Consider the following 12,927-nt stretch of genomic DNA (forward strand, 5'->3'; position numbering starts at 1 on the left):
ATTAACGGTGAGCCATCGCCACCAACCAGTGGCTGAAGGCCTGGGCATCGCTGGACAACGCCTCACCCAGGCCGCGTACCAGGTAGAACGATTCGCTGGCCTCGATGCGTTGGGTAAAAGGCGCGACCAGCCGCCCTTCCTGCAGCAAGTCCTCGACCAGCGACGAACGCGCCAGCGCCACCCCAAGCCCCAACTCCGCCATGCGCAAGGTCGACACCAGGGTGTCGAACTGCAGGCCGCTGGAGGAATCGACCTGATCGGCGCCAACCCGCTCCAGCCAGTAGCCCCAGCCCTCCTCGTAACCCAGCACATGCAGCAACGGCACACCGGCCAGGTCGCGCGGCTCGCGTAACGGCGAGCCTGCGATCAGCGCAGGCGAGCAGACCGGCACCAGCAGGTCGCGGGTCAGCCGCTGCGCCTCCACCCCCGGCCACTGGCCGCTGCCCCAGCGGATTTCCAGGTCGTCCTCGGCATCCAGTTCCTTGACCCACAGGTTGCTGATGTAGCGGATATCCACCTGTGGGTGGGCACGGCGGAAATCGGCCAGCCGGGGGGCCAGCCAGAAGTGCAGGAACGACAGGCTGCCGCGCACCTTCAGCGGCCGCCGCTGGCGCTGCCCGAAGATCTCGTTGGTGCCCACTGCCAGGCGGCTGATCGCGTCCTGCACCACCGGCAGGTAGGACTGCCCTTCTTCGGTCAAGCCCAGCCCCCGGGGCAGGCGCTTGAACAGCGCCACCCCCAACTGGCTCTCCAGGTGGCGAATCTGCTGGCTCACGGCCCCCTGGGTGAGGTGCAGCTCTTCCGCGGCATGGGTGAAGTTGAGGTAACGCGCCGACACTTCGAAGGCTCTCAGCCAGTTCAAGGGGGGCAGGGTTTTCTGGGTCATCGGCGGTTTCTCGTGGCAACGTTCCGGTGGCCTAGTATCACTCTGCTCAGGCGGGCTCGGAACCTGACGTCACGGTTTGCAGCGGCAACGGACGCTGCGCGCGGTACTTGCAAGTCAGCCAGTACGCCAGGTAGCACCAGGCGATGAACGGCAGGCCGAAGTACAGGGCCACGCGCTGGGCCGGGTCGAAGGCGATGCCGACGCAGGCCAGTACGCAGCAGAAGATCGCCGCCAGCGGCACGAACGGGTAGCCGCGCACGCGGAACTTCAAGTCTTCGAGCTTGCCGCCATGGGCGAGGTAATGGCGACGGAAGGCCATTTGGCTGGCCGCGATGCTGATCCACACCACCACCACCGCCAGCCCGGAAATCGACACCAGCGCCAGGTAGATGGTATCGGGCGCAAACACGCTGCTCAGCAACGACGCCATGCCGCCGGCCATGCTCAGGACGATGGCATTGAACGGCGTGCCACGGCGGGACAGCGCGGCATAGCGGCGCGGCATGTTGCCTTGGTCGCTGAGGGTCCAGAGCATGCGTGCGGCAGCGTAGAGCCCGGAGTTGGCCGCAGACAGCAGCGCAGTGATGATGACGAAGTTCATGATGTCCGCTGCGTAGGGGATGCCGATCATTTCAAAGGCCATCACGAACGGGCTTTCCACCACGCCGGCCTGTTCGCGCGGCAACAAGGTGGCGAGGACAAAAATGGTGCCGACGAAGAACAGCGCCAGGCGCAGCACCGTGGTGCGGATGGCCTTGGGCACGTTCTTTTCCGGGTCGCGGGTTTCGCCGGCGGCAATGCCGATCAGCTCGGTGCCCGAGAAGGCGAAGGCCACCGCCAGCAGGGTCATGGCAATCGACCAGAAGCCTGTGGGGAACAGCCCTTCACGGGTGAAGTTGCCCAGCCCGACACTGTGCGCCTGGGTAATCTCGAACACGCCGAGGATCGCGCCACCGCCCACTACCAGGAAGGCCACCACCGCCAGCACCTTGATCAGTGACAGCCAGAACTCGGTCTCGGCAAACGACCGCACCGAAATGATATTGCTGATGAACACTGCCAGGCCGAACAGGGCACTCCATAGCCACACCGGCGTATCGGGGAACCAGCGCACCATGAGGATGCCGGCGGCGGTGAATTCCGAGCCGATGGCCACGGTCCAGGTCAGCCAGTACATCCACGCCACCATGTAGCCGGTACCCGGCCCGATGTAGCGCGTGGCGTAACTGCTGAACGAGCCGACCTCGGGCATGTGCACGGCCAGTTCGCCCAGGCACATCATCACCAGGTAGACCATGATCGCGCCGAGGATATAGGCGATGACCGCACCCAGGGGCCCGGCCTGGTTGACCGTGTAGCCCGATGTCAGGAACAGGCCGGTACCGATGACACCGCCCAGCGCCAGCATGACGATATGGCGGGTTTGCATATCCTGCTTGAAGCCATGCGCAGAAGCATTTGTCGTTGTAGTTGTCTGCAGGGACATTGTGGTTTTCTCATGAAAGTTGGCGGGCAAGGACGTTGCAACGACCTCGTCTTGGCAGAGCGAAGCGAATTGCCTTGCATATTGTTTTTGTTCGACTTCATGAACTGGCACCCACCGCAAGGAACGGGTGCCACGCGCCTGCCTCAGGCCTGTACTGCGGCCAGGCCGGCGTACGCGTCACCGTGCAATTCCTTTGCTGTGGCCAACTCCTGGCGCACCGATGCACAAGCCTGTGCCAGGTCTGCCAGCAGGTCCTCGGTGTCTTCGATGCCCACCGAAATACGCACCAGCCCTTCGGAGATGCCCAAGGCCAAGCGCTCTTCGAGGGTGTTTTCCACATGGCTGGTGGTGCGCGCCGGGCCATAGATGGTTTCCACCGCGCCCAGGTTGCCTGCCCGATGGGCATACTTCAGGCGCGGCAGCAGCCGCGCCACGGTGGGCATGCCGCCCTTGAGCACGAAGCTGACAATGGCACCGAAGCCGCGCATCTGCGCCTTGGCGATCGCATGGCCTGGGTGCTCGGGCAACCCTGGGTAGTTGACCGCTTCGACCAGCGGTTCGCTGCTCAGGTACTGGGCCAGGGCCTGGGCGCTGGCCTGTTGCTGACGCAGGCGCAAAGCCAGGGTCTTGATCCCGCGGATGATCAGGTAGGCGGAAAACGGGTCCAGCGCCGCACCGTTGATTTCACGGTAGTGCCGCACCTGCGCCATCAGCGGCTCGGCACCGCAGACCACCCCGCCCAGCACGTCACCGTGCCCGGACAGGAACTTAGTGGCGCTGTGCACCACCACGTCCACGCCCAGGGCCAGCGGGTTCTGATTCAGCGGGGTGGCGAAGGTGTTGTCGGCCACCACGACGGCCCCCACCCGCCGGGCAGCCGCACACAGGCGCTGGATATCCAGTACCTTCAAGGTCGGGTTGGTCGGGGTTTCCAGATACAGCAGGTCGCAGCCGGCGGCGATTTCGCGCTCCAGCGCCTCGGTGTCGAGGGTGTCGCACAGGCACACCTGCACGCCCATGCGCGGCAGGAACTCCTCGAAGATCTTGTTGGTACCACCGTAGCTGTCGCGGGTCGATACCACACGCTTGCCGGTGCAGAGGAAGGTATGCAGCACCGCGCTGATGGCCGCCATGCCACTGCTGAAGGCCACGGCCGACTCGGCCTGCTCCAGCTCGCACAGCTTGGCTTCCAGGGTGGCGACCGTCGGGTTGCTCATGCGGCTGTAGATGTAGCCCGGCAGTTTGCCCTGGGCCACGTCATACCAAGCGTCGATATCGTTGTAGCCGTAGGCGGCGCTGACCACGATCGGGGTCTGGGTGGCGTTGTACGGGTGCTGCACCTGCTCGCCGCCCCACACCACGCGCGTACCGACTCCGGCCGCTGCATTGCCCTCGAATTTTTCGTTGTTGTTCATATTCCGGTTCCCGCACGGCTGAGTTGTGTATGCCGATCGAGCATCGGCTTTCAGCGGACTATAGGGACATGGCGGGGGACTGAAAAACGATGGAATCCGGGTCTGAGTGGCGTTTTTTTTAATGGCTGGGGGCCGGGCGGGTGCGGCAGCCGCCCGGCCCCCTCATGGCCTTACGCCAGATTGCGCTTCAGCTCGGCAATGTGCTCCGGGCCAATGCCACAGCAGCCACCGATCATGCTGGCGCCACGCTTGCGCCAGTCTGCAGCCCAGGCCAGGTAACCCGGCGGGTCGAGGTCTTCGCGCAGTTCATCCAGGCCGTCATTGGCGGTGGCTTCCTTCGGCTGCGGCGGGAAGGCGTTGGCATAGGCACCGATGGCAACCTCAGCGTTGTGTCGCTCGATCACCGAGCGCGCCACATCCACCGCAGCGCCGATGACCTCGGGCTGGCTGCAGTTGAACAGCACCGCCGCTACACCCAGGCCGACCACCGCCTCGATGGCATCGGCCACCGGTTCGCCGGAGCGCAGGCGCGGGGTTTCGTCCACCTCCTCGTCCTGCAAGGTGAACGACACCCAGAACGGCTTGCCGTCTTCCGGCAGGTGGGCGTGAATGGCCCGTACTTCGGCCACCGAACTCTGGGTTTCGGCCAGCCACAGGTCGACATGCGGGGCCAGGCCCTGCAACAGCGGCGACAGCACTTCCTCGACGCGCTCGGGCTGGAACAGGTCCGGGCGGTAGGAGCCGAACAGCGGCGGCAGCGAGCCCGCGACCTTGACCGGGTGCGCAGCGACATCGGCGGCGTGCCGCGCCAGCTGCCCTGCGATATTGGCCAGCTGGCGCCCTTCCTTGGCAAAACGCTCCTCGCCAATATGGAAAGGCACCACCGCATAACTGTTGCTGGTGATGACTTGGGCACCGGCGGCGATAAATGCGGCGTGTACGCCGACCACCGCTTCGGGCGCCTCGCTCAGCGCCAGGGCCGACCATTCGGGCTGGCGAAACGGCGCCCCACTGCGCTGCAGTTCACGGCCCATGCCACCGTCGAGAATCACCATCGCTCGCTGTTTCATATAACTACTCTGCAGGTTCTTATGAATTAAATTCATTATGTGAGTTTCATTTATAACTATTAAATACGCTTTCTCCCAATTGGCCAACATTTCAGGTATGTGCATGCGATTTTCTACTGTGCTCGGTGCGGGCCTCGTGCTGCTCGCGACTGCTTCCCAGGCCTTTGCTGGCGCCACGCTGGAGCGGGTTGAATCGCGCAAGGAACTGGTCAACGTGCTGATGGAAAGCTACCCGCCGTTCTCCTTCGTCAACGAGCATAACCAACTGGCCGGTTTCGACGTGGATGTGGCCAAGGCCGTGGCAGACAAGCTGGGCGTCAAGCTGCGTCTGGAAACCCCATCTTGGGATGTGATCGCCGCGGGCCGCTGGAGTGGCCGCTATGACATCTGCATCTGCTCGATGACCCCGAGCAAGGCCCGCGCCGAGGTGTTCGACTTCCCGGTGGAGTACTACGCCTCGCCTGCGGTGATCGTGGTCAACGCCAAGGATGAGCGCATCCATGGGGCGAAAGACCTGGACGGTCGCAAGGTCGGCCTGACCAGTGCCTCGAGCTACGAGAGCTACCTGAACAAGAACCTGGTGATCGAAGGCAAGGAAGAGCAGAAGATCGACTACCCCTTCGACTTCGTGCAGATCGCGCCGTACGACACCGACAACGTCGCCTTCCAGGACCTGGGCCTGGGCGCTGGCGTGCGCCTGGATGCCATCCTCACCAACCTGGTGACCGCGCAGCCGCGCCTGGACCAGGACAAGCGCTTCAAGCTGGCCGGCGCCCCGCTGTACGAGGAACCGAACTCGGTGGCCATCGAGAAAGGCGACCCCGAGTGGGATGCCAAGGTGCGCCAGGTGTTTGCCGAGCTGAAGGCTGACGGCACCCTGGCCAAGCTGTCGCAGAAATGGATCGGCGCCGATATCAGCAAATGAGCACCTTCCCCCCGTCCCTCAAGCCCGTGGCAAAAGCCACGGGTGCCGGCCTGTTCGGCTTTCGCACCCGGTTACTGCTGACCTGGCTGGCGCTGTTCGGCCTGTTCGTCGCGTTTTTCCTCAGCTTCGACCTGAAGTTTTCGATCATCCTGGAGAAGTTCCCGAACCTCGCCGGCTTCAAGCTCGGGCCCAACGGTTTTCTGCAGGGCGCGGCGCTGACCCTGTTCCTGTGCCTGTGTTCGATGGTGGTGTCGGTGCTGTTCGGCTTTGCCGCCGCGTTGGCGCGCTTGTCGAACAGTGCGGTGCTGGTGGGCATCGCCAGCTTCTACACCTCGTTCTTCCGCGGCACGCCGCTGCTGATCCAGATCCTGCTGATCTACCTGGGGCTGCCACAGCTGGGCCTGGTACCGGGCGCCATCAGTGCCGGCATCATCGCCCTGTCGCTGAACTACGGGGCCTACCTGAGCGAGATCTTCCGCGCCGGCATCCTCGGCGTCGCCCGCGGGCAGCGTGAAGCGGCGCTGGCGCTGGGCATGCGCACGCCGCAGATCTTCTGGCACATCGTCCTGCCCCAGGCCATGCGCGTGATCATTCCACCGACGGCCAACCAGTTCATCTCGATGCTCAAGGATTCGTCGCTGATTTCGGTAATGGGCGTGTGGGAGGTGATGTTCCTGGCGCAGTCGTACGGGCGCTCGAGCTATCGCTACCTGGAGATGCTGACCACGGCAGCGGTGATCTACTGGGTGCTGTCGATATTGCTGGAACTGTTGCAGGCGCGGCTGGAGCGGCATTTTGGCCGGGCGTATCAGCGCTAAGGGCCAGGCTCGGTAGGCAGGGGCTCTGTGGGAGCGGGCGTGCCCGCTCCCACACAGTCACAGCGCTTTCATTTCGGCAATATCCCGCGCCACCTGATCGGCCGACTGGTCGAACATTGCCTGTTCCTGCGCATCCAGCGGCAGCTCGATCACCCGCGCCAGCCCCTTCTCTGCCAGTACGCAAGGCACGCCCATGGCAATATCCTTGCGCCCATACTCGCCCTCCAGAATCGCTACCGCCGGCAAGATGCGGTTGCGCCCGTTGGCGATCGCATCCACCATCTGCGCAATGGCCACGCCCGGCGCATCGCAGGCGCTGCCCAGCTTCTTCAAGCCAAGGATCTCGCCGCCACCTTTGCGCGTGCGCTCGACGATCTGCTCGATCTGCTCATTGGACAGGAAGTGCGACAACGGCACCGAGCCGATCTGGCAGTAGCGCATCAGCGGCACCATGCTGTCGCCATGCCCACCCAGCACCAGCGCGGTGATATCGCGGGCGGAGAAACCGGTCTGTTCGGCGATGAAACACTTCATTCGCGCGGTATCCAGCACCCCTGCCTGGCCGAACACCTTGTTGCGCCCCTGCCCGCTGAGGCTCCAGGCGCGGTAGGTGAGCACATCGACCGGGTTGGACACCACCAGCACTGTGGCTGCCGGCGCATGCTGCTTGATATCCGCCATGATGCCGTCGAGGATCGGCAGGTTGGTAGCGAGTACATCCTGACGCGACTGGCCCGGCTTGCGCGGCACGCCTGCGGTGATCACCACCAGCTCGGAGCCCTGCAGCAACTCGGCGTCGCCGCCGCCATGCACGCGGGTATCGGAACCTGATTCGACTGCAGCTTGCCACACGTCCAGCGCCTTGCCCTTGGCCATTTCACCTTGCACGTCCATCAGCACCAGTTCACGGCACAGCTCGTCCCGGGCAATGATCTGCGCCGCCGCCTCGCCGACGATGCCAGCGCCTATGATTGACAGTTTGTTCATCTGACACCTCCCAGCGGCGCGCGCCACCAGGAACACGCCTGCGTATAGAAGGAGTATCGCCGGTTGGGACCAAAAGGCCACATTGACCGACGATCATCTTGCCCGTTGCGCTCTCAGCTGAGGGCCGTAACCGCGTCCCCTATCGGCTCCAGCAACCCCTGGCGAGTCGCCCTGCATACGGCGCTGACCACCGCCTGCAACGAGGCCTGCAAACTGCTGTGGTCCCTGCCGACGCCAAACAGCAGCTGGCCGTGGACGCGAATTTCCACGTAGGCAATGGCTTCGGCCTGGGCACCATCACGCACCGCATGCTCGTGGTAGTCGGCGATGTCGAAACTCAGCCCCTGTGCGGCAAATGCATTGACCAACCCGGCCAGCGGCCCGTTGCCTTTACCAGCGAGCGTCACCCGCCCTCCCTCGAAGGCCAGTTGTGCATGGATGCAGGTGCCGGCATCGTCACGGGTGATCACAGGCTGGGTCAGCGTGTAGGGCTTGCCCCGCTCCAGATAGTGATCGCTGAAGCTGCACAGGATCATTTCGCTGGTCACTTCCTGGCCCTTGGCGTCGGCGACGCGCTGAACCAGGCCGCTGAATTCCATCTGCAGGCGACGCGGCAAGACGATGCCCTGCTGCTCCAGCAAGTAGGCGACCCCACCTTTACCCGACTGGCTGTTGACGCGGATCACGGCCTCGTAGTTGCGCCCCATATCGGCCGGATCGATCGGCAGGTAGGGAATTTCCCAATAGCCGCCAGGGTTGTCACGGCGGCGGGCGAAGCCCTTCTTGATGGCGTCCTGGTGGGAACCGGAGAAAGCGGTGAAGACCAGTTCACCGGCATAAGGATGACGCGGATGGGTGGGCAACTGGTTGCAATACTCGACTTCACGCTGAACATGGATGATGTCCGAGAAGTCCAGCCCGGGGCTGATACCGCTGGTGTACAGGTTCATGGCCAAGGTCAGGATATCGACGTTACCGGTGCGCTCACCATTACCGAACAACGTCCCTTCGACCCGTTCGGCACCCGCCAGGCAGGCCTGTTCGGCAGTAGCGACCCCGGTGCCACGGTCATTATGCGGGTGCACGCTGATGACCACGCTGTCGCGTTTTTTCACGTGGCGGCAGAACCACTCGATCTGATCGGCGAACACATTGGCGGTGGACACCTCGACGGTAGTGGGCAGGTTGAGGATCATCTTGTTGTGCGGCGTTGGCTGAAACGCATCGATGACCGCTTCACAAATTTCCAGGCCAAAATCCAGCTCGGTGAAACAGAAGGTTTCCGGCGAATATTGATAGGTCCACTGGGTTTGCGGGTTGGCCTGCATCAGCGCCTTGATCTCGCGGGTGGCCTGGGTGGCGATAGCGATGCAGCCTGGGCGATCGACACCGAACACGACCTCACGGAATACTGGGGCGGTGGCATTGTAGACATGCACGATCGCCCGTGGCACACCCTGGAGCGCTTCGAAAGTGCGCTCGATCAGGTGAGTACGGGCCTGGGTCATGACCTGGATCGTGACGTCGTCAGGGATTGCGCCGCTTTCGATCAATTCGCGCAGGTAATCGAAGTCGGTCTGCGAGGCAGCCGGGAAGCCGACTTCGATCTGCTTGAAGCCCACCTTGACCAACAAATCGAAGAAGCGACGTTTGCGCTCGGCATTCATCGGCTCTATCAACGCCTGATTGCCGTCTCGCATATCGACACTGCACCAGGTGGGCGCCGCTTTCTGTACCCTGCCCGGCCAGGTGCGGTCTGGCAGATCGACGGTGGCGAAATGGCGGTACTTGGTGGAAGGGTCTTTCAACATCATGGCGGCGGTCTCCTTTGCCTGCGACGGATCATGAATGGCCGGCGACGAGACGACGACCAGATTTCAACATTGGATCCAATTTATGCCGAATGATGTTGCCCGCGATTGCGTTTTTTTCCGCAAGCGTGACTCAAGTAATGCAGAATTGCATGAAAGATAGTTTTATTGGTTATTATTTGCGCAAAAACAATGAAGGCTATTAATTGCTGCCAGAAATATCGAAGCCTTTCCGATGCCCCTCAGCCGGTATTCAACGTCCGTCTGAATCAGCCATCGAGGGTGACAGGTGTGAACAGGGAAGCAGGCTGGCGCGGATTTCAGCCCGCCCAAAGCCTGCACCGTCCTTACCGACCAATCCTTTTATCAGCTTCACCGTCATCTTGGTTGTTGTGCGGCAGCACTTTGACCTACGCTAGATGTGGCAATAAGCCATCACTCAAACCAAGCAAGGAGTAGCCTGATGAAAGTTGCTTCTCTCATGATCGCTGCAGTCCTTTCGTTCTACTCGGTAGCCGCTTTCGCACATAGCGGCGGTACCGATTCCAAGGGTTGCCATACCAATCACAAGACGGGTGGCTATCACTGCCACTGAGGGAGTGATCAACCCTGAACCTTGGCGTCCTTGAGCCTGAGGATGCCAAGTAGGGAATCAACTCATGAGCGTTACAACAGCTGGCGAATACCCAACAACGCCAGCAGATGCCCAGGGTAGAACCAGTAGCCCCACTGCGTGACGGGCAAGACCTTGAACGGCAGGCGTGCCCAGAACAGGGCCAACCCGAGCAGCGGCGCCAGGGCTGCGGTCGAAAGCGCCAGGATCGCGAATGGCTCAAGCTGTGCGGCCCGTTCGAACAGGTCGCTTCGCGTGTTGCTGGCAACGCACAAGGCGACCGGGACCAGCAAGAACCGCTCGGGCCGCTTGAGTGCAAGCAGCAGCGCAGCGGGGAGCAACACCCCGTAAAAACCGTACATCAACGGTTCGCTCAACAAATAGCCCGCCACCAGTGCAGCGCCAGCCACTATCAGGCTTGCGAGGGTCCGGTGTTGCACGCCCCAAGCGACCATGAGGCCCAGCGCCAGGGTGACCAGCACGTTGAAGGTTGCCGAAGTGCCGAGCAGCCGGTAAGGCACTTCGGAAAGCGCAGCGAACAGCAGCAGAAGTGCGAGGTAGCGAGCGTTGCTGCAGGTGAACAACTCGCCTCGCGGGTTTCGCGAGACATTGATCGCCACTGCCAGGCAGAACAAGGGAAAGGACAGCCGGCCGAGTACGAACAGGTCAGCGCTCGCTGGCCAGGCCAACCGCATGTGGTCGAGCACCATGCTGATCAGGGCGATCCACTTGATCAGGTCCTGGCCGCTGTGCCGCGCTGCCAGCGGGCAGACGGGGGCCGGCGTCATGCCATGCTCCCGAGCACCACCAGCGTCAGCACCAGGTAACGCCCACCCTTGGCCAGGATGACCAGCAACAGGAACCGCCAGAACGGTTCGCGCATGACCCCGGCCACCAGGGTGATCGGATCGCCGATCAGCGGCACCCAGCTCAGCAGCAGTGACCAGTATCCGTAGCGCCGGTACATGACCTGCGCTTTTTCCAGCTTGGCCTCGCTGACCGGGAACCAGCGCTTGTGGCGGAAATGTTCGATGCCCCGGCCAAGCACCCAGTTCGCCACTGAGCCAAGCACGTTGCCGGCGGTGGCCACCGCGACCAGCGTTACTGGCAGGTAGTGCCCGGACAGGAGCATTGCGACCAGCGCCGCTTCCGATTGCATGGGCAACAAGGTTGCCGCTGCAAACGCGGCCAGGAACAGCCCGAGGTAGCTGCTGAGTGCGAACACGGCGCTACAGGTACTTGGTGATTTGCTTGAATTCGTCGAGGGCCGAGCGATCGCCCTTGCTCAAGGCCGTGACCGAATCTTCCAGGCAGTGATCGATATGGTCCTGGATCAGCGTGCGCTTGGCCTGGCAGACCGCTTTTTCAACCGCATGCAGTTGCTGGGCAATGTCGAGGCATTCACGCCCGTCCTCGATCATCGCGATGATGCTGCGCAGGTGCCCGTCAGCACGCTTCAGGCGCTTGATGATCGCCTCATGGCTCTGGTGTACATGGGTATGCCCCGGCTCGGCATCATGTGGGTGATCATGGGAATGATCGGACATATCCAGGGCCTCTGTCAGGGGTTATTTACGCTGGCGATGCTATCCCCCCCTCGGGGTTGGGTCAAACCTGCAGCTTTGCGGCTGGATCACTGTCAGGGTGCCAGATCCGTTTGCTCACTACCCAGGCGCCCCCGGCGAGCAGGCCCAGGCCGATGAACGCTGCAGTGAGGTTGACGCTGGCCCCCAGCCACCCGGCCAACGGATAGGTGACCAGCCAGCAGGCATGGGACAACGCGAATTGCGCCGCGAACAGGGCTGGCCGGTCCTGCGCAGACGACGATCGACGCAGAATCCGCCCCGACGGCGTTTGTGCCAGCGAGTAGCCCGCACCCAACACCACCCAAAGCGCGATCAAGGCCGAATAGCTTGAGACGAAAGCGCCGAGCAGCAAGCCGACCACCAGAATCGCGCCGCCGGCCAGCATGGCCTTGCGCTCGTCCAGGCGCTCCAGAAGCCGCGGCAATACCAGTGCCACCACCATCGACCCGCCGCCGAAGGCCATCAAGGCCATGGCCATGGCACGCTGGTCGAGCCCCAGCTGCGCCTGCACGAACACCACCGTGTTCACGATCACCATCGCACTGGCCGCAGCAATCGCCAGGTTCAGCGCCAGCAAGCCGCGCAGGCGTGGGGTATGCAGGAAAATCCGCAGGCCTTTGGTGGTGCGCTCGTAGATGCTGCGCCTGGGCCCACGCACGGCAACCGGCAGTACCGCCGAAACCACCATGGCCGCCGAAACCACAAAACCGACGACGGTGCCGCCAAACAGGCTATGGAAGCTGAGCACGGTCAACAGCGCCGCCGCCAGCATCGGGCTGATGACGCTCTCCAGGTCGTAAGCCAGGCGTGAAAGCGACAGCGCCTTGGTGTACTCACGCTCATCGGGAAGGATGTCTGGGATAGTGGCCTGGAACGTCGGGGTGAAAGCGGCGGAAGCCGACTGCAGCACGAAGATCAGGACATACACTTGCCAGATCTGCGTGACGAAGGGCAGCAACAGCGCCGCCGCGGCCCTGACCAGATCGAGCGTGACCAGCATGGCCTTCCTCGGCAAATGTTCCGCCAACGCCCCGGCAATCGGCGCCACGCCGATGTAGGCCAGCATCTTGATTGCCAACGCCGTACCCAGCACGGTACCGGCCTGCGCGCCGGCCAGATCGTAGGCCAGCAGCCCGAGCGCCACGGTCGCCAGACCGGTGCCGATCAAGGCGATCACCTGGGCGATGAACAGGTGCCTGTAAGTGCGGTTTTTCAAGACGGAGAGCATGGCACCTCGGGGCAAGGCTGAAGGCGATTGCTATCGCCTGGACTGAATCATCATGCCAATAGCCTATCCCCCCAGGGGGGATACAGCAACGCGGCGCTCTGC

13 protein-coding genes are annotated in these 12,927 nt (G+C 62.9%); 3 read left to right on the forward strand and 10 right to left on the reverse strand.

Annotated features, from left to right (window positions below):
• Window position 1: 1 nt before the first annotated feature.
• From JKP78_RS12170 to JKP78_RS12185, 4 genes are all read right to left on the reverse strand, one after another.
• Entirely contained in the window at window positions 2-886 is an 885-nt protein-coding gene (locus JKP78_RS12170; protein ID WP_186689267.1) for a LysR substrate-binding domain-containing protein, read from the reverse strand.
• A gap of 46 nt (window positions 887-932) precedes the next feature.
• Entirely contained in the window at window positions 933-2,372 is a 1,440-nt protein-coding gene (locus tag JKP78_RS12175) for an amino acid permease (protein WP_200626730.1), read from the reverse strand.
• A 143-nt stretch (window positions 2,373-2,515) separates the two neighbouring features.
• Complete coding sequence (locus JKP78_RS12180) at window positions 2,516-3,787, reverse strand: cystathionine gamma-synthase family protein (protein WP_200626731.1); 1,272 nt, start codon at window positions 3,785-3,787, stop codon at window positions 2,516-2,518.
• Between the two features lie 170 nt (window positions 3,788-3,957).
• Window positions 3,958-4,842 (reverse strand): homocysteine S-methyltransferase family protein, encoded by an 885-nt coding sequence (locus JKP78_RS12185; RefSeq protein ID WP_200626763.1) that lies wholly within the window; start codon window positions 4,840-4,842, stop codon window positions 3,958-3,960.
• Window positions 4,843-4,960: 118 nt separating this feature from the next.
• Here JKP78_RS12185 and JKP78_RS12190 point away from each other — a divergent pair, with 118 nt between their 5' ends.
• On the forward strand, window positions 4,961-5,782 hold the full coding sequence (locus tag JKP78_RS12190; protein WP_200626732.1) for an ABC transporter substrate-binding protein: 822 nt from the start codon (window positions 4,961-4,963) through the stop codon (window positions 5,780-5,782).
• Window positions 5,779-6,600 carry an amino acid ABC transporter permease gene (locus tag JKP78_RS12195; protein ID WP_186689280.1) on the forward strand — a complete coding sequence of 274 codons (822 nt, stop codon included), beginning with the start codon at window positions 5,779-5,781 and terminating at the stop codon, window positions 6,598-6,600. The genes JKP78_RS12190 and JKP78_RS12195 overlap by 4 nt, the downstream gene beginning before the upstream one ends.
• 57 nt (window positions 6,601-6,657) lie before the next feature.
• On the opposite strand, the gene JKP78_RS12200 is transcribed toward JKP78_RS12195, so the two are convergent.
• Together JKP78_RS12200 and leuA are read right to left on the reverse strand one after the other, a co-directional pair.
• Window positions 6,658-7,587, reverse strand: a complete 930-nt coding sequence (locus JKP78_RS12200) for a malate dehydrogenase (RefSeq protein WP_200626733.1) — start codon at window positions 7,585-7,587, stop codon at window positions 6,658-6,660.
• A gap of 113 nt (window positions 7,588-7,700) precedes the next feature.
• On the reverse strand, window positions 7,701-9,401 hold the full coding sequence (gene leuA / locus JKP78_RS12205; RefSeq protein ID WP_200626734.1) for a 2-isopropylmalate synthase: 1,701 nt from the start codon (window positions 9,399-9,401) through the stop codon (window positions 7,701-7,703).
• A gap of 478 nt (window positions 9,402-9,879) precedes the next feature.
• Here leuA and JKP78_RS12210 point away from each other — a divergent pair, with 478 nt between their 5' ends.
• On the forward strand, window positions 9,880-9,993 hold the full coding sequence (locus JKP78_RS12210) for a YHYH domain-containing protein (RefSeq protein ID WP_225931953.1): 114 nt from the start codon (window positions 9,880-9,882) through the stop codon (window positions 9,991-9,993).
• A 71-nt stretch (window positions 9,994-10,064) separates the two neighbouring features.
• Here JKP78_RS12210 and JKP78_RS12215 read toward each other — a convergent pair whose 3' ends face one another.
• From JKP78_RS12215 to JKP78_RS12230, 4 genes are all read right to left on the reverse strand, one after another.
• A complete protein-coding gene (locus JKP78_RS12215; protein WP_200626735.1) occupies window positions 10,065-10,799 on the reverse strand; it encodes a TraX family protein in 735 nt (244 codons plus the stop codon).
• Window positions 10,796-11,236, reverse strand: coding sequence for a YqaA family protein (locus JKP78_RS12220; protein WP_186689294.1), 441 nt, complete (start codon window positions 11,234-11,236; stop codon window positions 10,796-10,798). The genes JKP78_RS12215 and JKP78_RS12220 overlap by 4 nt, the downstream gene beginning before the upstream one ends.
• A gap of 4 nt (window positions 11,237-11,240) precedes the next feature.
• Entirely contained in the window at window positions 11,241-11,558 is a 318-nt protein-coding gene (locus JKP78_RS12225; protein WP_200626736.1) for a metal-sensing transcriptional repressor, read from the reverse strand.
• A 61-nt stretch (window positions 11,559-11,619) separates the two neighbouring features.
• Entirely contained in the window at window positions 11,620-12,825 is a 1,206-nt protein-coding gene (locus tag JKP78_RS12230; RefSeq protein ID WP_325166793.1) for an MFS transporter, read from the reverse strand.
• Between the last annotated feature and the right edge of the window lie 102 nt (window positions 12,826-12,927).

It is taken from the genome of Pseudomonas sp. LAM2023 (assembly GCF_016620375.1).
Taxonomy (GTDB): Bacteria; Pseudomonadota; Gammaproteobacteria; order Pseudomonadales; family Pseudomonadaceae; genus Aquipseudomonas; species Aquipseudomonas anuradhapurensis.